Annotated in this window: 19 protein-coding genes, 4 pseudogenes and 1 riboswitch; of the genes and pseudogenes, 22 read left to right on the top strand and 1 reads right to left on the bottom strand. The window is 39.0% G+C overall.

The annotated features are described in order from the left end of the window. The first annotated feature begins 7 nt into the window (after window positions 1–7). The 7 genes and pseudogenes from MAQA_RS04815 (at window position 8) to MAQA_RS04785 (ending at window position 6,415) form a co-directional block, all read left to right on the top strand. Window positions 8–751: a segregation/condensation protein A gene (locus MAQA_RS04815; RefSeq protein ID WP_036071866.1), complete on the top strand. Its 744-nt coding sequence runs from the start codon at window positions 8–10 to the stop codon at window positions 749–751. Continuing rightward, complete coding sequence (gene scpB / locus MAQA_RS04810; RefSeq protein ID WP_036071863.1) at window positions 744–1,331, top strand: SMC-Scp complex subunit ScpB; 588 nt, start codon at window positions 744–746, stop codon at window positions 1,329–1,331. The genes MAQA_RS04815 and scpB overlap by 8 nt, the downstream gene beginning before the upstream one ends. After that, a pseudogene (locus MAQA_RS04805) lies at window positions 1,331–2,070 on the top strand (pseudouridine synthase). Before scpB ends, MAQA_RS04805 begins: the two are co-directional and overlap by 1 nt. Window positions 2,071–2,288: 218 nt before the next feature. Beyond that, a complete protein-coding gene (locus MAQA_RS04800) occupies window positions 2,289–3,005 on the top strand; it encodes a response regulator transcription factor (RefSeq protein WP_036071860.1) in 717 nt (238 codons plus the stop codon). A gap of 98 nt (window positions 3,006–3,103) precedes the next feature. Beyond that, a pseudogene (locus tag MAQA_RS04795) lies at window positions 3,104–4,893 on the top strand (ATP-binding protein). Next, window positions 4,886–5,425: an acyl-CoA thioesterase gene (locus MAQA_RS04790; protein ID WP_420911927.1), complete on the top strand. Its 540-nt coding sequence runs from the start codon at window positions 4,886–4,888 to the stop codon at window positions 5,423–5,425. Before MAQA_RS04795 ends, MAQA_RS04790 begins: the two are co-directional and overlap by 8 nt. Before the next feature lie 87 nt (window positions 5,426–5,512). Continuing rightward, a riboswitch (FMN riboswitch) is annotated at window positions 5,513–5,635 on the top strand. Window positions 5,636–5,815: 180 nt separating this feature from the next. Further along, window positions 5,816–6,415 carry an ECF transporter S component gene (locus tag MAQA_RS04785; protein ID WP_036071853.1) on the top strand — a complete coding sequence of 200 codons (600 nt, stop codon included), beginning with the start codon at window positions 5,816–5,818 and terminating at the stop codon, window positions 6,413–6,415. A 22-nt stretch (window positions 6,416–6,437) separates the two neighbouring features. Here the strand turns inward: MAQA_RS04785 and MAQA_RS04780 are convergent, their stop codons facing one another. Then, window positions 6,438–6,680, bottom strand: a complete 243-nt coding sequence (locus MAQA_RS04780; RefSeq protein WP_036071849.1) for a ferredoxin — start codon at window positions 6,678–6,680, stop codon at window positions 6,438–6,440. 89 nt (window positions 6,681–6,769) lie between these two features. Here MAQA_RS04780 and MAQA_RS04775 point away from each other — a divergent pair, with 89 nt between their 5' ends. The 15 genes and pseudogenes from MAQA_RS04775 (at window position 6,770) to MAQA_RS04710 (ending at window position 20,946) form a co-directional block, all read left to right on the top strand. Further along, window positions 6,770–7,810, top strand: coding sequence for a YpbB family protein (locus tag MAQA_RS04775; protein ID WP_149023310.1), 1,041 nt, complete (start codon window positions 6,770–6,772; stop codon window positions 7,808–7,810). Then, a complete protein-coding gene (locus MAQA_RS04770) occupies window positions 7,807–9,219 on the top strand; it encodes a RecQ family ATP-dependent DNA helicase (RefSeq protein ID WP_036071847.1) in 1,413 nt (470 codons plus the stop codon). Before MAQA_RS04775 ends, MAQA_RS04770 begins: the two co-directional genes overlap by 4 nt. A 133-nt stretch (window positions 9,220–9,352) precedes the next feature. Next, window positions 9,353–10,125, top strand: a pseudogene (locus tag MAQA_RS04765) (LysM peptidoglycan-binding domain-containing protein). A gap of 76 nt (window positions 10,126–10,201) precedes the next feature. Further along, window positions 10,202–11,164, top strand: coding sequence for an asparaginase (locus tag MAQA_RS04760; RefSeq protein WP_036071844.1), 963 nt, complete (start codon window positions 10,202–10,204; stop codon window positions 11,162–11,164). A gap of 35 nt (window positions 11,165–11,199) precedes the next feature. Beyond that, window positions 11,200–11,878, top strand: a pseudogene (gene cmk / locus MAQA_RS04755) ((d)CMP kinase). A gap of 271 nt (window positions 11,879–12,149) precedes the next feature. After that, window positions 12,150–12,662: a S1 RNA-binding domain-containing protein gene (locus MAQA_RS16060; protein WP_277619939.1), complete on the top strand. Its 513-nt coding sequence runs from the start codon at window positions 12,150–12,152 to the stop codon at window positions 12,660–12,662. A 42-nt stretch (window positions 12,663–12,704) separates the two neighbouring features. After that, on the top strand, window positions 12,705–13,304 hold the full coding sequence (locus MAQA_RS16055; RefSeq protein WP_277619943.1) for a S1 RNA-binding domain-containing protein: 600 nt from the start codon (window positions 12,705–12,707) through the stop codon (window positions 13,302–13,304). 462 nt (window positions 13,305–13,766) lie between these two features. Continuing rightward, window positions 13,767–14,345, top strand: coding sequence for a hypothetical protein (locus MAQA_RS04740; RefSeq protein WP_036071840.1), 579 nt, complete (start codon window positions 13,767–13,769; stop codon window positions 14,343–14,345). 271 nt (window positions 14,346–14,616) lie between these two features. Then, window positions 14,617–17,067, top strand: a complete 2,451-nt coding sequence (locus tag MAQA_RS13595; protein ID WP_052008467.1) for a DUF5011 domain-containing protein — start codon at window positions 14,617–14,619, stop codon at window positions 17,065–17,067. A gap of 176 nt (window positions 17,068–17,243) precedes the next feature. Then, window positions 17,244–17,606 carry a DUF4354 family protein gene (locus MAQA_RS04730; RefSeq protein WP_241463097.1) on the top strand — a complete coding sequence of 121 codons (363 nt, stop codon included), beginning with the start codon at window positions 17,244–17,246 and terminating at the stop codon, window positions 17,604–17,606. Further along, complete coding sequence (locus MAQA_RS04725) at window positions 17,599–18,876, top strand: nucleotide sugar dehydrogenase (RefSeq protein ID WP_036071839.1); 1,278 nt, start codon at window positions 17,599–17,601, stop codon at window positions 18,874–18,876. Before MAQA_RS04730 ends, MAQA_RS04725 begins: the two co-directional genes overlap by 8 nt. Before the next feature lie 22 nt (window positions 18,877–18,898). Next, window positions 18,899–19,657, top strand: coding sequence for a YveK family protein (locus MAQA_RS04720; protein ID WP_052008466.1), 759 nt, complete (start codon window positions 18,899–18,901; stop codon window positions 19,655–19,657). Further along, entirely contained in the window at window positions 19,626–20,048 is a 423-nt protein-coding gene (locus MAQA_RS15350; protein ID WP_241463096.1) for a CpsD/CapB family tyrosine-protein kinase, read from the top strand. The genes MAQA_RS04720 and MAQA_RS15350 overlap by 32 nt, the downstream gene beginning before the upstream one ends. Continuing rightward, on the top strand, window positions 20,041–20,199 hold the full coding sequence (locus MAQA_RS15345; RefSeq protein WP_241463095.1) for a P-loop NTPase family protein: 159 nt from the start codon (window positions 20,041–20,043) through the stop codon (window positions 20,197–20,199). Before MAQA_RS15350 ends, MAQA_RS15345 begins: the two co-directional genes overlap by 8 nt. 99 nt (window positions 20,200–20,298) lie before the next feature. Beyond that, the gene (locus MAQA_RS04710; RefSeq protein ID WP_036071835.1) at window positions 20,299–20,946 is read left to right on the top strand and encodes a sugar transferase; all 648 of its coding nucleotides are present in this window, start codon (window positions 20,299–20,301) and stop codon (window positions 20,944–20,946) included. The last annotated feature ends 1 nt before the right edge of the window (window position 20,947 follow it).

The following is a 20,947-nucleotide window of genomic DNA, read 5'->3' as shown; positions in this document are numbered from 1 at the left end:
GATAAAGATGGAAATGAAATTGAAGGTAGATGCTTTTGAAGGACCGCTTGATTTGTTGCTGCACTTAATCGGCAAGCTTGAAGTGGATATTTATGATATTCCGGTCGCAGAGATTACAGAGCAGTACATGGAATACATTCATACGATGCAAATTCTGGAGTTAGATGTCGCAAGCGAATACTTGGTGATGGCTGCTACGCTCCTTGCAATTAAAAGTAAAATGCTCCTCCCTAAGCAAGAACTTGAGGAGGACTTTGACGAATTTGACCCAGAACTTGACCCGCGTGATGAGCTGGTTGAACGCCTTATGGAATACAAGCGTTATAAAGAAGCGGCGCGCGAACTTAAGGATAAGGAAAATGAGCGCGGGTTTTATTTTAGCAAAGCGCCAATGGATCTATCAGAATATGAAGTTGAAACAAAAGCTTTCGATTTAGATGTATCCATCAATGATATGCTGGGTGCGTTTAATAAGTTACTTCGTAGACAAAAGCTTAGTAAGCCGCTTCATACACGCATCACGACGCAAGAAATTTCTATTGACACGCGGATGGATGATGTGATGAAACAACTTCAGGCCGTTTCTGGCAAAATTAAATTTGAAGATTTATTTGAAGAGCAAACGCGTGAAGAACTGGTTGTGACATTTCTAGCTTTACTTGAACTCATGAAGCGTGAACTGGTTTTAGTGGAGCAAGAGTCGAGTTTTTCCGATTTGTATGTGAAAGGTAGAGATAATCAAGGTGAATAAAGAAGAACAATTAGGGATTCTTGAAAGCTTGCTTTTTGCAGCAGGTGATGAAGGGTTATCCACGAAACAACTTACGGAAGTTATGGAAGTGACTTACATTGAGGCCCTCAATCTACTAGAAACACTTAGCGAAAGATACGAGGAAAGTCCTGCTAGTGGTCTTGTTCTACTTGAACTTGCTGGTGCTTTTCAACTGGCAACGAAAAAGGACTACGCGCCTTACTTGAAAAAACTGGTTGAGGCTCCGCATGCTACATCACTTTCACAAGCTTCACTAGAGACGCTTGCTATTATTGCATATAAACAGCCGATTACGCGGATGGAAGTAGATGAAGTCCGGGGTGTACAAACAGATGGCCCGATTCGTACGCTTGTAGCGCGCGGACTTGTTGCAGATAAGGGCCGTGCTGAAGGTGCAGGGCGCGCGAAACTATATATCACAACGAATGAATTTTTAGATGCATTTGGATTGAAAAGCTTAGAAGACTTGCCGAAGCTTGCAGAGCAAAGCGAAGATACAGGACAAGATGAGCTAGACTTGTTCTTTGACCGGTTTAGTCAAAAGGAGGAAAAAGAATAATGGAAAGACTCCAAAAGGTCATTGCAAATGCTGGTGTGGCTTCGAGACGGAAAGCGGAGCAAATGATTCAAGACGGAAAAGTGAAAGTAAACGGGAAACTAGTTACAGAACTCGGCGTAAAGGTAAGTGATTCTGACCGGGTAGAAGTGGAAGGCATTGAATTAACAAAAGAAGAGAAACGCTACTTTTTGCTCTATAAACCACGAGGCGTTGTTTCAGCTGTAACCGATGATAAAGGAAGAAGTGTTGTAACCGATTATTTTGATGACATTCCTGAGCGACTTTATCCTGTGGGAAGACTTGATTATGAAACATCAGGATTGTTACTTATGACAAACGATGGAGAATTTGCTAATTTACTAATGCATCCAAAGTATAATGTTGAAAAACGCTATGTTGCTCGTGTAAAAGGAATTCCTGAAAAAAGAAAAAACTGCAACAACTTGCACGTGGGATCGTGATTGAAGGCAAGAAAACGGCTAAAGCCAAAGTGCGCCAGCTGTCATTTGATAAAGCTAAACAAAAAGCTATTATCGAAATTACGATTCATGAAGGCAGGAACCGACAAGTGCGTAAAATGTTCGAAGCTATTGGGCATCCTGTGCAAAAACTAACACGTGAAGCCTATGGATTTCTTGATTTACGTCACTTGAATGCTGGAGAGAGCCGTGAACTAAGCCATCACGAAGTCAAACAACTAAAATCACTTGCCAAATTTGGTCAGAAACCACAAGGCTGAATAAACTTTCAGGGAAGTGGTAAAGTTTCTAAATAGATTGTTTGTATAAAAACATGTATAATTCAAAATGTAGATGTTTTGTTAATCATGGATATTCTTAAAAAAGTATGTGGGTACTTTTGAAGATGTAAGGGAAGAAAGGCACTTTTTTCTGATGAAGGAAGTTGAACTTACCCTGCCTGATGAAATGAAAAAGAGAACTTGGGGGATGAGTACTTATGAGTGATCAAATAAAAGTGCTTGTTGTTGATGATGAAGATAGAATTCGCCGCCTTTTAAAAATGTATTTGGAGCGAGAAAATTTCCGCATCGACGAAGCAAGTGACGGGGATGAGGCGCTACAGATGGCACTCAACAACGACTATGAAGTAATACTTCTTGATTTGATGATGCCTGGCAAAGATGGGATTGAGGTTTGTAGAGAATTACGGGAATACAAATCCACACCTGTAGTCATGTTAACAGCTAAAGGAGAAGAAGCAAACCGCGTGCAAGGCTTTGAAGTAGGGGCCGATGATTACATTGTAAAACCATTTAGTCCGCGTGAAGTGGTACTTCGCGTGAAGGCTGTACTTAGACGGGCAAAGAGGAACGACACTAGTGTTGTTGCATCTGTTCCCGGAGATATTATTAATTTTCCACATTTAAGCATTGACAATGAAGCTCACCGTGTTATTGTTGATGGCATTGAAGTAAACTTGACACCTAAAGAATATGATTTGCTTTATTATTTGGCGAAGTCGCCGGACAAGGTTTTTGACCGTGAATCTCTCCTAAAAGAAGTATGGCGTTATGAATTTTTTGGTGATTTGCGCACGATCGATACACACGTCAAGCGGTTAAGAGAAAAGTTACTTGATATCTCAGAAGATGCAGCCAAAATGATCGTAACGGTTTGGGGTTTAGGTTATAAATTTGAAATTCCGGAAGAATAAATCCGAATAGAGATGAGCAGGTTATGTAAAGATTGCAATTTGTCAATTTCTACAACGCGCCTGTTCATTTTTAAATGGCCAAGGGAGGCGTAAATGAGTTGAAGTTTTGGAATAGCATAGTGGGAAAAATTTGGAGCACAACGATCCTGCTCCTCATTGGTGTGCTAGTCATTTGCGGCTTCCTTGTCGCGGTGATCTATGAAAAAAACAATTTAAATGAAATTGAAAATGAAATGAAAGATACGTCTAATAAAATCATCAAAGTAATGCAAGAAGATGATGCAGTCATAAAATCTGGCAGTCAAGCGAGCAAGTCACTGGATATGTTAGATGATTCGGTGGGAGTTATCATTGCTCAAGACGGCACGAGTGTTTTCACGAAAGAATCGAAGGATTCAATCTCAAAAAGCTCTATTGATCGTTTAACACAAAATAAAAAACTGAATGAAGCGCTTGAATCGTCTCCAGATCTGTTAATGAAATATGATTTTGAAGAAAATCCGGAGAATATGTCCATCGAACTTTACGCAAAAACGTTTCAGTTAGACAATGGTGAAACGGGTGTCGTTTATTTATACAAGTCATTTCATGAAATTTTAAATGTCACAAAAAAAGCAACACGGACTCTCATTCTTGCAGGAATTGGTGCAATTTTAATCACTTCTTTACTATCGTTTATTTTTTCTTCACGCATGGCGTTCCCACTTCGTGAAATGAAAAAAATTGCGGTTGCAGTTTCGCGCGGCAATTTTGATAACAGGGTTCCGAGCTATACACATGATGAAATTGGTGATCTTGGGCTTGCGTTTAACGATATGGCAAAGCAACTAAAATATAATATGAGTGCGCTCAGGCAGGAAAAAGAGCAGCTCTCTAATATTCTTGTCGGCATGGCAGATGGTGTTATCAAGTTTAATATTGATAAAACAATTATTTTGAGTAATCCACCAGCAGAAGAATTTTTACATAGTTGGTTTTTCTCGCAAGAAAACGAAGAAAAGGTGTTAGTGCCCGAGAAACTAAATCAAATGCTTGATGAAATTTTGAGCAAGCGCACAGAAACAGTGGGTGAGATTTCCTTTGGAGATCAAACCTTTGTCGCAATTATGACACTGCTCTATAGCGGGGATAATGTGCGCAGCATTGTCACGGTTATTCGGGACATGACCGAAGAGAAACGACTTGAAAAAAACAAAAAAGTGATTTTGTCAGCAATATCTCCCATGAGTTAAGAACCCCTATTTCCATGCTTCAAGGTTATAGTGAAGCGATTATTGATGGGGTGGCACAAACAGAAGATGAGGTCAGAGAATTTGCACAAATTATTAATGAAGAGTCACTACGGATCGGGCGTTTAGTCAATGAAATGCTTGATCTTTCACGGATGGAAGCTGGATTTACTCAACTTGATAAGCGCGAAACGGAACTGGTTCCGTTCTTGAAGAAAATTCTTTCCAACTTTGATGTGCTTTCGAAGGAAAATAATGTGGAATTGAAACTGGAAGCTGATGATCCAGAGATACGCTACGCTTTTGACCGAGATCGTTTGGAACAGGTTTTGATCAATTTAATCATGAATGCGATTCAGCATACTGGAAACGATGGAGAAGTGGGTAAGGTTACAGTACACGAGCACGTAGATTATGCGAATGAGCAGTTGCTTATTTCAGTTAGTGATAATGGAACGGGGATTGCAGAAGCGGATATTCCATATTTGTTTGAACGCTTTTATAAAGCGGACAAAGCACGAACAAGAGGGAAGGCAGGAACAGGGATTGGGCTTGCGATTGTAAAGAATATCGTGAATGCGCATAATGGGCAAATTACGGTGGAAAGTACGGTAGGTAAAGGTTCATCGTTTATTATAAGTCTGCCGTTAAATGAATAGAGGGGGAATTAAATTGACAGAACGTAAACAAAAAACTTGTAAGGAATCTTTGGTGATTAAGACAAGCCGAGTGTTCCCGCAAGATACAAATAATCATAATACACTTTTTGGTGGAAAATTGATGACTTATATTGATGACACTGCATCAATCAGTGCTTCAAGACATTGTCGTGTTGGGATTGTTACAGCATCGACGGATTCGGTTGACTTTTTGAAGCCGATTAAAAATGACCATTCCGTTTGTTTGGAATCTTATGTGGCATCAGTAGGTAGAACCTCTATGGAGATTTTTGTGAAGGTGATTTCTGAGAATTTGATGACGGGTGAACGTTATCTTGCAGCTACATCTTTTTTGACTTTTGTGGCGATTGGAGATGACGGGAAGCCTGTTGAAGTGCCTGAAGTCGTTCCAGAAAGTGAAGAAGAACAAATGATTCATAGTGGGGCAAAGGCGCGTGCTGCAGCGCGGAAGGAAAGGCTAAAAGCTAGTCGGAGTCTTGCAAATGCACTCAAGACGGATATCCCTTGGTAAGAAAAGGGGTTGCCAAATTTAACTTTCGTGGTACAATAAATAATGTGTTCATGTTTTGTGTAACTTGACACACATAAAATTCATATTGTTCATCTTCGGGGCAGGGTGTAATTCCCGACCGGTGGTTAAAGTCCACGATCTGCTTTTTTAGCGGTTGACGCTGGTGAAATTCCAGGACCGACAGTATAGTCTGGATGGGAGAGGATGTAGACGGCTTTCTTTGGCTTGTCTTCTTTAGTGATTCAATTTCTGTCTATGTAGACAGCTTATTTGTTGACTTAAAATCTCTCTAATCTTTTTTGGTTAGAGAGTTTTTTTTATGGAAGTGGCTAATGCTAATGAAAAGCTTGTCTGACTTTCTTTTTAGATGAACCAAAAGGAGAGTTAAACTTGAAAAACTATTCGTTGAAGACTTTTGTAAGTATTGCGGTATTTGGAACAGTGGCATTTATTATTATGCAGCTACAATTTCCTATTTTGCCGACTGCACCGTTTCTAAAACTAGATTTCAGTGAGATTCCAGTTTTGATTGGTGGATTGATGTTCGGACCACTCGCTATTTTCTTGATTGAAGCATTAAAATGTGTCTTGTATTTTATTATCTCGGGAAGTCCAGTTGGGATTCCGGTTGGGGAAATGGCAAATTTTCTTTCGGGAATTTGTTTTACACTTCCGATATATTATCTATTTCGCTATATTCGTGGTTCAAGAGGAATCATCATTTCAGCTTCACTTGGGACGCTACTCATGACGTTTGCAATGGCTGTGTTTAATTACTTTGTATTGCTACCTTTTTATGTGAAACTTGGTGGGTTGCCGGCGAATACGGATGTTTCGGCTCTAGTTTTTGCTGCGGTTATTCCGTTTAATTTATTAAAAGGTGTGATTGTAAGCGCAGGCTTTATGCTACTTTATGCACCAATGAAAAACTTTATTGCTAAAAATCGTTCAAAAAAAGAGCAACAAAAATATCAAAAAAAAGCACCGTGAAATGGAACGCCGTGCTTAAAAATTAATCATGCGGATCACCTTTAAAAGGGTGATCCGCTATTTTTATGGAAAGGGAAGGACAATTGAATTCTGCTTCTAGCGCATTGTCTTCTTCTGATTCTGGGATGGGCATATTTCCTGTATTGTTATCTAAAAGGGTATAAGCAACGCCTTCTGTATTGTAGTCGTATAGATTTGGGGCATGCAGTGCACAGGCCCCACAAGCGATGCAGGTATCTTGATCAACGATTGTATATTTGGCCAAATCAATCGATCCTTTCGTCGTGAATTACATGCAAAGTATAGCATGTTTCTTGAATTTTACGCAATGCTTTAAAAAGAGATGTAGAACGCGTGTTTCTATGGTATGATGGAGTAAGACTTGAGGTGAATCGTGTGGAACTTTTAGATCAATATATCGTGGCGCTGCTAACGGCTTTTAAGCGTCCTAGAAAAACACCTTTTTTGTATGCGGTTATGACGGGACGGCGAACCGGTCAAGCGGTTACTGATGTGCATTTAGCTAAAATCAATTCGTTGTTTGGGCTTTCTCCTTTTTTAACAGAAGAGGTTTTGACGGCTCGACTAAAGAAGCTAAGACATGCTGGCATTCTTGATATTGAGACGGAAACAAAGGAATGGTCTGTGCAAAAGTCGGTTGCAACGCCTTTTTTTGAGCTGGAGGGTTGGAACGGCTTTTGGCTACAGGAACGACCGCTTTTATTTTTCCAAAATCTATTGCTTGCTATCCAAGTGGTGAGCAATAAGCATCATAAAAAGAAGCACTATATGCCAGTTGTGCGAGATAAAAAAGCCCAGTTTTGGATTAAAAAGTGGCTAGTTAATTTTTCAAAGGCAGCGGATTTAAATGAGCGTTTGTTTTTGGAACTGGAAGCTTGGCTGTCAAAACCTTATATTTCAAAACCGGAATTTTATACAGATCAGTTTACAGGTGGAGAAATAGTCGGCGAAACGCTTGAACAAATTGCGGATGCGCATTCGCTTTTAACAGAGGACGTATATTTCGAATCTTTATATGGCTTGCACCGACTTTTTCTCGAAAAGGATCATTATCCACTACTGCGACTTTTGATGCCACGTCGTGAGGCTCTTTTGACGTTATCGGGGAAGAAAACGTATGGCTATTTAAAGAAAGGCTATGATTTTGATGAAATCGTGCAGATGCGAAACTTGCGGACAAGTACGATTGAAGATCACTTTGTGGAAATTAAAGCGACTTTTCCAAGTCAAGTGGTGCCACGAATGCCAGAAGAAATGATCGTTGATGAAATTCAGGCAAGGGATTTTTTGAGTTTGAAGGAAATTAAAACAGCATTTCCTGAACTTGATTATTATCAAATTCGACTAGCGGTGGTTGCAGGAGGGAAGGCATGAATTTAGAACAGGAATTAAAACGCTATTTAGGCTTTGATACTTTTCGAATAGGGCAAAGGGAAGTGATAGAAACTGTTTTGGCAGGTGAAGATGTTTTTGCGATGCTTCCAACTGGGATGGGAAAAACGGTTTGCTACCAGCTTTCGGGATACTTGTTAGATGGGCTTGTTGTGATTGTTTCGCCGCTACTTAGCTTAATGCAGGATCAAGTGGAGCGTATGCGCGCTTACGGGGAAAAACGGGCGGTTGCGCTTAATAGTTTTTTAGCGGCTACTGAAAAAAATGAGATTTTAAATCATCTTTCAGCTTACAAATTCGTTTTCCTCTCACCTGAAATGCTCGCAAGTGAAGGGGTTCGGGCGACTTTCTTGCGGGAAAAAATTGGTCTTTTCGTGATCGATGAGGCACATTGTATTTCACAGTGGGGGCATGATTTTCGACCGGATTATCTGTTTCTTGGGGAGTTTCGGGAAATGGCAGGGAATCCGACAACAATGGTGCTAACTGCGACGGCGACGAAGCGGGTTCGAGAGGATATTTTAGAGCAGCTTGGGCTTATGGGCATTAAGGAAATTGTTTACTCTGTTAATCGCCCTAATATTAGTTTTCGAGTGGAAAAATTCACGTCGAAGCACGAGAAAGAAGAAGCTTTGCTGAAGCTTGTGGATAAGCTTGGAACACCTGGGATTATTTATTTTTCAAGCAAACGGCTTGCGGAGGAGACAGCTCATAGGTTGCGGCGCGATAGAGGGCGGCGCGCGGCTTTTTACCATGGGGATATGGAACCGCTTGACCGAATTTTGATTCAAGAGCAGTTTGTTTCTGGGCAGATTGACTTGATTTGTGCAACAAGTGCGTTTGGGATGGGGATTGATAAGGCGAATATTCGTTTTGTGATTCACTATCATTTGCCTGCTGATCTCGAAGCTTATATGCAGGAGATTGGTCGTTCTGGCCGCGACGGGCAAGCTAGTGTTGCGATACTACTCTATGCAAATGGGGATGAAGTTTTGCGGCGTCAACTTGCTGACCGGGATTTGCCAGATCCGAATTTACTGCATATTCCAGATGAACTTAAAGAAACTTTGACGGAAGCAGAAAAGCGATTTTTGAATTATTTTTTACGTTCTGGGCTTTCAGAAGTGGAAATTAGGGAAAGAATAGAAAAAAGGCGTTTAGTCAAGCAAGAAAATTTACAGGCACTGTTAGGTTTTATTCAAACGGAAGATTGTCGTCGGGCATACTTAATGCGTTATTTTGGAGAAACGGATTTTAGTGAAACGGGTGGTGAAGGCTGTTGTGATAATGATGCAGCATCGCTTGAACCTTTTTTACGGCAGGAGGAAGATCATAACGCGGTTTCAAGCAGTTCTTTTCGGGAAAAATTGCATTATTTACTTTTAGAATGAGTTTTTTTTCAATATTTCTTATCCTAATTGTTGTTCGAGATCGGGTTTGCGGTTATAATTGTTACAGAGATATGTCAAATTTTATTTAAAATCCAGAATGAGGAAAGAGTTTTGTTTTAAGGAGGATTTATGCATGGCAAGGAAAAGGCGCAATGATGAAAAAGAATATACGCCGTCTGATGATTATGATCATGATTTTTATAATAACTCGGAGGATGAGTTTAATGATGAACCGCCGATGCTTTCGCGGTCTGATAGTAGAAAAGCAAAGAAAACAGGAATTTTTCGTTATCCACTTCTAAACGTCTTAATTATTTTCTTTCTACTCATTCCAATTGTTGTGGTTATCGTATTTGTAGCCGTTCAAAATTCGGGACAACCTGACAATGCTGTGAAAGAAGAAAGTAGCGTTTCTGTTGATAACAATACGAAAGCAAAACAAGAAGCGAAGGAAAAAGCAGCAAAAAGAAAAAAGCGGCTAAAGAAAAGGCTGCAAAGGAAAAAGCGACGAAGGAAAAAGAAGAAAAGGAAAAGGCTGCGAAAGAAAAAGCTGAAGCGGATGAGAAAGCGAAGCAAGATCAAGCAGCGCAACAAGCTGCAGCGGAAAAGGCTGCAGCAGAAAAAGCGGCGGCTGACAAGCAAGCAGCTGCAGAACGTGCTGAACAAGAACGTCAAAACGCACTAAAAGCGGAGCAAGAAAGAAAAGCAGCTGAAGAAGCGAAAAAACAAGCGGAAGCAGCGCAGGCATCGAGCCATACGGTTCAAGCAGGAGAAACGCTTTACAGGATCGCGGTTAACGCATATGGCGCTTCGAATGCTACACAAGGTGTTCAAAAAATTAAGCAAGCAAACGGACTTTCTTCGGATAGTGTACCGGTTGGAACTGTAATTAAAATTCCTAAATAAGTAAGAAAAGAATGAGCGGAAGGCGGGGAGAGATTTCCGAAAAAGCTCGTTCTTTTTGTGGAAAAGGGGAGATGAAATGCCAAAAGTAGCACTCGTCACAACTGGTGGAACGATCGCAAGTCGAAAAACGACTTCTGGAAAGCTTGCTTCTGGTGAATTAACTGGCGAAGAGCTTGTTCAGATTTGCGGACTTCCTAATGAAATTGAAGTAGATATTTTTTCGACTTTCCAGCTTCCATCCATGCATATTTCAAGAGAGCACTTAGTGGATCTTCAGAAAACCATCGAAGAGATTTTTACAGATTCATCATATGCCGGAATTGTTGTCACCCATGGTACGGATTCACTCGAAGAAACTTCTTATTTTTTGGATTTGACGATTCGAGATGAACGTCCTGTTGTTGTGACGGGTTCACAGAGAGCTCCTGAAGAAATGGGGACGGATGCTTTTATCAATATTCGTCATGCGATACATACTGCGTCTGAATCGCTTCTAAGAGGGGCTGGAACGGTTGTTGTGTTTAATGAGCGTATTTTTGCAGCACGCTATGTAAAAAAAGTCCATGCATCCAATATCCAAGGATTTAGTGCTTTTGGCTTTGGTTATCTTGGAATCATTGATAATGACCAAGTTTTTATTTATCAGAAACCAGTCATGCATGATTGTTTCGAACTTAAACGACCCCTTCCAGATGTCGCAATCGTGAAATGTTATTTAGACGCGGATAGCTTCATGATTGATGCTCTAGTTGAAAAAGGTGTGGATGGTATCGTACTTGAAGGAGTTGGGCGCGGACAAGTAGCTCCCAAAATGATGCCGGGGATTTTACGCGCGCTTCAAAAACAAATTCCTGTGGTTATTACAACAAGTGCTGAAGAAGGAAATGTGTACACAACTTATGATTATTTGGGTAGTACGTTTGATCTTTTTAATCAAGGTGTTATTCTGGGAAAAGATTATGACAGTAAAAAAGCGCGCATGCGTTTAATGGTGCTTCTAGCTTCAGAAAAAGGTGCGACGCAAGCCAATTTTTATTGAACAGAAGGGAATTAAATTTGAAATGACGAAAAAAAATATGTATTGCGATTGATGGCCCTGCAGCAGCTGGAAAAAGTACGGTAGCTAAAATTGTAGCAAGTAAACTTCAATTTATTTATATTGATACGGGCGCTATGTACCGGGCAGCTACGTATTTAGCTTTCCAGGCTGGCGTTTCTTACGAGGATGAAGCAGGCATTATGAAGTTGTTGCAAAAGAAAACCATTCGTTTTGAGCCGGGGGATATTCAACAAGTGTTCATTGATGACGAAAACGTCACAAATGTTATTCGAACAGATGAAATTACCAATCATGTTTCAGTTGTTTCTGCTCATCTACTTGTTCGCGAAGCCTTGCAGAAAAAGCAACAAGCCTTCGCTAGTGCTGGGGGTGTTGTTATGGACGGGCGAGATATTGGAACAGCGGTTCTTCCGAATGCTGAACTGAAAATTTTCTTGCTCGCGAGTGTTAAGGAACGCGCAGAACGACGCTATAAGGAAAATAAAGCAAAAGGCTACGATGTGGACTTTGAGCAGCTTCAAAAAGAAATCGAAGATCGTGATCATCTTGACTACACACGAAAACATTCGCCACTAAAAAAAAGCAGACGATGCCATTACTGTGGATACAACGAGTATGTCTATTCAAGAAGTAGCTACTAAGATTCTTGATTTGGCAAATCAAACAATTGAACAGCGGGAAAAGGGCTTGTAAACTAATTTACAAGCCTATTTCATTTGGCAAAAAAACTTGACAAATCTCTTGTTTTGTAGGATGTTAGAAGAGAGATTTTTTCTAATATAGAGATCAAATCTTTTAGGATTTTCTTGCAAAAAATCAATCTGACGAATACCTTTTAGTGAGTAGGTGGACTCCCGTAATGACGAATTTGCTACGTGCCTTGTCATGAAGATTGTTAGAAGCTGTACTTCTTTTGCGGTTACAGAAAGTCCTAATTCGAGAAACGAATTAAGGAGGGCTACGCATGTCTGATGAATTAAACGATGTGGAAGTTAGAAATTTTGAAGAAGGGGACAAAGTCACCGGCACAGTTACAAGCGTGGAAGATAAACAAGTATATGTCGGAATTCCTGACAGCAAATTGGACGGGGTTGTGCCGATTAGCGAACTATCCAATGTACATGTAGAAAAAGCTTCTGACGTAGTAAATGTCGGAGATACTCTTGATCTTGTTGTTACAAAAGTAGAAGAAGATGTTCTTGTTCTTTCTAAACGCAAAGTAGATGCGCTGAAAGCTTCTGATGAAATCAAAGAAAAATTTGAATCGGGCGAAGTTTTTGATGCTATTGTGAGTGATGTTGTCAAAGGTGGTCTTGTAGTTGATCTCGGAGTTCGAGCTTTTGTACCAGCTTCGCTTGTAGAAGATCACTTTGTGGAAGATTTTTTTGATTATAAAGGAAAAACTTTGGCATTTAAAGTTGTTGAATTTGAACCAGAAAAAAAATCGTGTGATCTTGAGTCACCGAGCTGTGGCTGAAGCTGAAAAAGAAGAAAAAGAAAAAAAGAACTTCTTGCTACAATTAAAGAAGGAGACGTTCTAGAAGGAACAGTTGAGCGACTTGCAAGCTTTGGTGCATTTGTTGACCTTGGTGGTGTAGACGGGTTAGTTCATATTTCCCAAATTTCTTATGAGCACATTGGAACTCCTAGCGATGTCTTAACAGAAGGCGAAAAAGTAAAAGTGAAAGTTATTGGAGTAGATCCAGAAAACGAACGGATTTCACTTTCAATTAAAGAAACACAACCAGGACCATGGGATAACATTGCTGAAAAAGCTCCTGTTGGTGCTGTGTTAAAAGGTAAAGTGATGCGCCTTGTTTCATTTGGAGCGTTTGTTGAAGTGTTCCCTGGCGTAGAGGGGTTAGTTCATATTTCGCAAATTGCGCATAAGCATATCGGAACACCAGGTGAAGTTCTTGAAGAAGGTCAAGAAGTAGAAGTGAAAGTATTAGATGTGAACGAAGACGAAAAACGTCTATCGCTAAGCATCAAAGCACTTCAAGAAGAACCACAAGAAGAAAATGATTATGAACTTCCAGAAGAAAACACAGGTTTCCAAATGGGTGATTTAATTGGTGATAAACTGAAAAATATCAATAACGACAACGATGATAAATAAAGTTGTTTTTAAGAAAGTTCTTTAAGAGGAAACAAATGTTACCTCTTAAAGGGCTTTTTTTTGTGCAAAAAAAAGTCATAATTTGGACAAAAAGCAGTTTTAATAAGCAAAAAAAAATAACATATAGACAGTTTATAGTTATTTTTACATAAGATACAATAAAATTTGGAGAAAAGAGCTTAAATGCATCTAGAGGATTGACACGAATCTTTTTAGATGGATTTAAGTTTTTTATGGAAAAAGGAGGATTTCGTTTGGATTGTTAATGAGGAGTTATCGAAAAAAGTTGGTGAAAAGTTAATTTTTATAGATTTTTATAACAAATTTTTATATTTTTTGAATGGTAATGTACAATTTTCGACACAAATTGTTCAAAAAATGTCGGCTTTTTTGCAATAATAGTTGCAGATTTACATGTGGATTGTTATTAGAATAAATGTGCATAGAAAAGGAGATGAGGAAATGGTGATGACTCAAAGAGTTTCTATACAAGGGATGATTAAAGAACTGGATGAGAATAAAGTCAGTCGTTTTCAGGTCGTTTATAAAAGATACGACAAGGATGAGTTATTGGATTTGCGGTCACAAGGTTATCTGGCATTTTTAATTGAGGGGTTGTGCTTTATTTATTTAAAAGCAGTGCAAGATAACAGTGAGTTTTTAGTAGATGTCTTGGTGGAAAATTCTATTTTAGGGTTAGAGGATAGTAATTCATCCAATCAAATGTGTGCTAAAGTTCAAAAGGGGAGTAGCATAGCATTTATTGAAGAAGAATATTTCTTCAATTATCTATCAATAAGACCATCTTTTTCCGAATTTTTAATTAATTACACGAATATACAGGAAGAAAAATTAATGAAAAGACTTATTAGTTTGTCTTATTCAGGGAGACGAAAAAAGATTATTTCTTCGTTAATGGAATTGAGTGAAAATATTGGAATAGGTATGGGGGAGTGGCAACGTTTGCCTGCTGGAATTGAAAATAAATTTTTACTCGAGTATAGCAATGTTGACCGGACTTTTTTTCCAAAAAAACTATGAAAGAGCTTTTTAGGAGTAAAATTGTCAAATTTGATGCTGAAGGGCATATCCAATTAAACCATGGACAATTGCAAGATGAGTTTAGAAAGATTGAATAAAAATTTCAAATAAATTTTGCATAATGATTAAACAAACCTAAGTGGGCCATTTAAGGGGGGATGCCGTGCTATTTAGGGAATATTTGTGATTACTTTACTGTAGCTATTTCAAAAGAAAAGGAGAATTCGGACATGAACAAAAAAATCAAGTAAGAATTTAAAAAAAAGGAGTAGTGACAGCGGTCGCTGTTGCAACAGTAGCCAGCCAATTTTTAGTGGGGGCTCCGTTCCAGGCTAATGCTGCGGAAACGAATGGATCAGAGACTACTCAAAAACCTACACCACGTGCATTAGCATTGTGGACAAATGCAACGCTTGAAACTGCGGCTGTGACTCCACTTAATCTTGATACGCAAGTTGGTGGTAATTTGCGATTGGATTTTTGGATCAATGCTTGGGGAGCAGGTCTAGCTGAGGATGTTTATATGACAACAGAAATTCCTGTTGAATTTCGTGCTTTGATTGAAGCTGCATATGAAAAAGGGACACTTTTTGATGCGCTTAACCAAACAGGGAAGATTACAAGTCTCGGCATTTTTGGAGGTTCAATTTCATTTAGCAAAGAAAACCTTACTTATGATAAAGACTCCGGTATTTTGAGTATGAAAGCTGATCAATCGCTCACAATTCCAGCTCAATCAACGGTTAGTTACCAAATGAACTTGGATTATAAATCGCTTTACAACGACTTAAAAGTACCTATTCCAGATTCACAAACTGGGAATGGTTATCATGTTAAAGTCGGAGAGAACAGCAATGGATTTATCAGTATCCAAATTGGTGACCGTGGTGCAGAGGCCTATACTGCTGAAAAGCAAGCCATTGTTGGGACTGGTGGTCTTCCGACACTTACAGGCGTTAGCGACACCCTTGTCCAAGTGAATGAAGCATTCGACCCACTTGCGGGAGTTAAGGCAACAGATAAAGAAGATGGGGACCTTACAAACAAAATTGTGGTGAATTCAGATGTTAATATCAATAAACCGGGTGTATATACTGTAACTTATACGGTGACAGATAGCGACCGGAATGAAACAAAGGTAGAACGTAAAGTTACTGTTTCTGATGAAAACATTAAAGGAACAGTTACTCCTAAGGCTTATCAATTAGGACAAGAAAATGTAACAGGGTCTTATACAGGAGATGTAAAAACTGTTGCGCTTGTTGTGAATGGGAAAAAATATCCTCAAGTTGATGTTCGTGCTGATGGAAGCTTCTCCTATTATGCAGAAGATAAGATCACAAGTGCTACTGACGATGTTCGTTTAATTGGATATAGCGCATACGGTAAAGTGTTAGACGATAAACCAGTTAAAATTGGGAATCAACAAGGAACGATTACTCCAGCTGCATATACGGTTGGAAGTTCAACTATCACAGGAACATATACTGGTGATGTTGCGTTTGCCAAACTTTATGTGAATGGGGTTCTTCAGTCCCAAGGTGGTTCTTTTGCGAATGGCGGATTCTCTTACTATGTCAATCCAAGTGTCATCAAAGCCGGAGATATTGTCACAATTGAGGGCTATACAAAAGATGGACAAACAAGTCTAACGGAAAAAGTACCAGTTAAAGTGAATGGAGCTGTAACAGCCGGAACAATCACTCCGAATAGCTATACTGTTGGGAATTCAACGATCACAGGAAGCTATACTGGTGATGTTGCAAGAGCTCGCCTAACGGTGAATGGAAAAGTTGTATCGTGGGGTGGAACCTTCGCTAATGGAAGCTTTTCATACTACACAGGTACAGGCGCTATTAAAGCAGGAGACACAGTTGTGCTAACCGCTTATGATAAAAACGACAAACAATTGGATCAAAAAACCGTGACTGTAAATGGTGGGGCTACTCAAGGTTCTATTTCACCAAAAACTTATGCAGTCAATGATTCAAACATTACAGGAAGCTATACTGGTGATGTTGCAAAAGCTCGTCTAACAGTAAATGGAAAAGTCGTGTCATGGGGTGGCTCATTTAGTGGAGGAAGTTTCTCTTATTATGTAGGTTCTGGTGCTATTAAAGCAGGAGATACAGTTGTACTAACCGCTTATGATAAAAATGACAAACAATTGGATCAAAAAACTGTGACGGTTAGTGGTTCTGCTACGACCCAAGGGACAGTTTCACCAAACGCGTTTACTGTTGGTGATCTAGAAATTAATGGTACCTATACTGGTGATGTGGCAAAGGCTCGCATCTCAATTAATGGTAAAGCACAAGCGTGGGGTGGAACATTTTCGAATGGGAGCTTCTCGTATTACGTTGGAGCTGACAAAATTAAAGCAGGAGATGTAGTCACAATTTCTGCTTACGATAAAAATGATCGTTTGTTAGATGGCAATAAAACCGTAACAGTCAAAAGTTCTACCTCTCAAGGAACGATTTCACCTGACTCTTACTCTGTTGGAAATGTGACAATCACTGGTGCTTACACAGGGGATATTACAATGGCGCGCGTGTCTATAAACGGCGTTCAACAAGCATGGGGCGGAAGTTTTGAAAATGGCAGATTTTCGTACTATGTTGGTGCAAATAAAATCAAAGCTGGAGATGTAGTCACAATCTCAGCTTACAATGAACTGACCACTTTGCTCGATCAAAAAAGTGTGGCTGTAATTAATTAAAAAATATTACCCACTAGAAAACACTCGTTTTCTAGTGGGTAACTAATTATCTAGTTGAGGTGTAGTATGAAAAAATTAGTAATGAGCATTTCACTTGTTTTACTTGTCTTGTTGGGAGCTTGCTCCGGGAATAATGCAGCTGAAAAAGAACAAAAAAAATCAAACAGAGAAAACAAGTGAAAAAAAATCTAGCAAATAAAAGTCAAGTCGTTGATGGACTGAAAATAACGATTAAAAAACAAGAAGAAAATGAAAAAGTAGAAGGCAAGAAAAAAGAAAATCTATATACTTTCACGATTGAAGGAGAAAATGCTTCTTCCGTAAAGAAAGGACTAGGGTCAATTGATTTCGTACTAAAGACAAAGGATAAAAAAGAAGTGAAGCTAGATGATTCACTTGCAACGTTTGGAAATGAACTAAAGTCTGGTGAAAAGCTATCAGGCAAGGTCTCTTTTGCTACAAATAAGGCACCAGATAAGTTAGTTTACAAACCGAATGGGAAGGAACTTGCGGAATGGAGCGTCAACGAAAATGAGTAAGTTAATGACGATTGGGCTTGGGTATATTGGACTTCCAACAGCACTTAGTTTTGCTAAAAGCGGCGAAGAAGTCGTTGGAGTAGACATTTCATCTGAAATTGTGTCGCAGCTCAATCAAGGGATTGTACATCTTGAGGAGCCAGGAGTTGCGGAACTGTTAGCAGAAGTTTTAGCGGACGGAACATTCAGAGCTTCCACTACTCCAGAACAAGCAGATGTTTTTATTATTTCTGTTCCAACACCTAATCAAAATGACAAGTATCATAGTTGTGATTTTCAGTATGTAGATCAAGCTGTTCAGTCCATCCTACCGTTTTTACAAAAAGGAAATACCGTAATTATTGAATCTACTATCCCTCCTAAAACAACAGTAAACCGCATCCAGCCTATGATCGAAAGCTATGGTTTTGTGGTGGGGGAAGATATTTATTTAGTGCATTGCCCAGAGCGGGTACTTCCTGGAAAGATTTTGTGGGAACTAAGAAGAAATAATCGAATCATTGGTGGTGTGACAAAGCGTTGCGCGGAAAAAGGAAAAGAAATTTATGGCAAGTTTGTCGAAGGTGAACTTATTTTGGCGGGAGCTTCTGAGGCGGAATTATCTAAGCTGATGGAAAATACGTACCGTGATATTAATATTGCGATCGCTAATGAACTTGTCAAGGTTGGAGATGATCTTGAGATTGATGTGCTAAAGGTCATTGAGATGGCAAACAAACATCCGCGTGTGCATATTCACCAACCGGGTCCGGGAGTTGGAGGGCACTGTCTTGCTGTTGATCCGTATTTTGTTGTGGCTGCTTCACCAGAAAATACGGAGTTAATTCAAACGGCAAGAGCTATCAATAGTAACATGCCAACATTTATTGTGCAGAAAACTAAACAACTTATGGATAACATTTGTGGGAAAAAAATAACGATTTTTGGCTTGGCATACAAAGGAAATATTGATGACATACGGGAAAGCCCAGCAATTGAGGTTTTACGACTTTTAAAGGAAACAACAAATTACGAAATTAGCGTTTATGATCCACACGTTCAAATAGACCAGCTGACGCAAAATAAATCTGATGCACTTAGGAATAGTGATTTAGTTTTAATTTTAACGGATCACGCGGAATTTAAACAAATAACAGAAGCGGATTTTTCACACATGAAACAACGCTATTTGTTAGATACGAAGCAAGTTTATGAACATTCAAATTCGAGCGTTCACTATTATTCGTTAGGCGACATTTCAAGGATTAAGCAAGAAAAATTGAGTGTTTAAATCATTATTTTGGGAGAATCCAATGAATGAAATAATTAATTTAAGTAAAATTATACAACTGATGAAACGCGAAAAATGGCTTCTTATTGGCGTCATTGTAGTACTGGTTGCAGGAATGTTTTCTTATTTGCAATTTGTAGCTGTTCCAGTTTATCAAAAAAGCGCACAGATTTTAATTAGTCAAAATGATAATTCGAAAAACGCGAATCTTGAAGTGCAATCTGTTCAAGCCGATTTACAACTTGTGAATACGTACAGCAATATCATTTTAAGTCCACGAATTTTAAGCGAAGTTGAAGAAAAACTAGATGGAACTTATTCTAGTGAAGCTTTGATGGAAGCGACGACGGTTACGAGTAAAGATAATTCGCAGGTGATTGAAATTAATGTTCAAAATAAAAATGCAGCAAAGGCAGCAGAAATAGTAAACTTAACTGCTCAAACTTTTCAAAAAGAAATACCAAAAATTATGAATGTCAATAATGTCACCATTTTGTCGCAAGCGGATGAAACAAGTAGCGATCAACCGATAAAGCCGAATAAAGCTTTATTACTTATTTTAACACTGCTATGCGGGATAGTTGTGGATTTTTTGATTATGTTTATGAAGCTGTTTTTTAACCGCAAATTTACAGACCCTGAGGAAATTGAAAGTTTACTTGGAATCCATGTGTTAGGGGTAGTAAGCGAATTTAATGACCGAGCAGTGAAACACAGTGCGGAAAGAGGTAGAAAGCGAGGCCAAAAATATGGGAACGAAAACACTTCTCACACAGATTGATTCATATTCACCGCTTTATGAGCAATTTCGAATGATTCGAACTGGAATCGATTTCACTAGTATTGATAAAGAAAATAATGTTGTGATGGTCACATCATCGGAAAGCGGAACAGGAAAATCAACAATTGCTTCTAACATTGCCGTTGTCACCGCGCAATCTGGGAAAAAGACGCTGTTAATTGATACGGATTTGCGAAAACCAACGATTCACAAAATTTTTTCGAAAAATATGTATAACGGTCTTTCGAATTTGATTACAGGAGACCTAGAACTTGAAGAGGTGCTCCAAAAAACGTCGGTTAACAATCTTTCTATTATGACAAGTGGCATTATTCCGCCGAATCCAACCGATTTACTGGCTTCTACTCGGATGAAAAAAAATTTTGGCTGAACTAAGAACCAAGTTCGATTTTATTATCATAGATACACCACCCGTTACGATTGTTCCTGATGCGTTAGTCTTGGCTGATGAGATCGATGGAGCTATTCTCGTAATTCGCTATCATAAAACACTCAAAGAAGAAGCCAAAAAAAGCTCTTGATAAGTTGAAATTTACTAGAGTGAATTTATTAGGTGCTATTTTAAATGGCACAAAAGACTTGAATAAAAACTATTACTATTACTAAAAAGGGTGAGAACAATGGAAAACAATAAAGTGATTTTCCAAATAGCAGAAGAAAGAAGCCTTTATTTGCGCTTTAAAAGACTGGGGGATTTTGTTTTTGCACTTCTAGCGCTACTGTTTCTTTTTCCGCTGTTTATTTTAGTAGCGTTAGTAATTAAGATGACAGACCTAAAAGCACCGATAATTTTTAAACAAGTCCGAGTTGGGCGAAACGGTTCGAATTTTCAGATGTATAAATTTAGAACAATGCGACCCAATGCAGAAACAGAACTTGCGAAATATTTAGAACTAAATGAAATAAAAGGCGCAATGTTTAAGATGAAAAGAGATCCGCGGGTGACACCGATTGGACGTTTTTTAAGAAAAACAAGTATTGATGAATTTCCGCAACTATGGAATGTTATCCGAGGAGAAATGTCATTAGTGGGTCCGCGTCCACCGCTTCCACGAGAAGTTGAGATGTATTCGGCCTATGACAAGATGCGTCTGACAGTTACACCAGGATGTACAGGACTGTGGCAGGTTAGTGGGCGAAATCAAATTGGGTTTGCTGAAATGGTTGAACTAGATCTTACCTATATTCAGCATATGTCTTTTTTGAATGATTTAAAAATTCTTGCTCGGACTATTTTAGTTGTGCTTGCTCCGAAAGGGGCTTACTGAA

The organism is Listeria aquatica FSL S10-1188 (assembly GCF_000525795.1).
In the GTDB taxonomy this organism is placed as follows: Bacteria; Bacillota; Bacilli; order Lactobacillales; family Listeriaceae; genus Listeria; species Listeria aquatica.
This window is presented reverse-complemented; position numbering and strand designations above follow the sequence as displayed.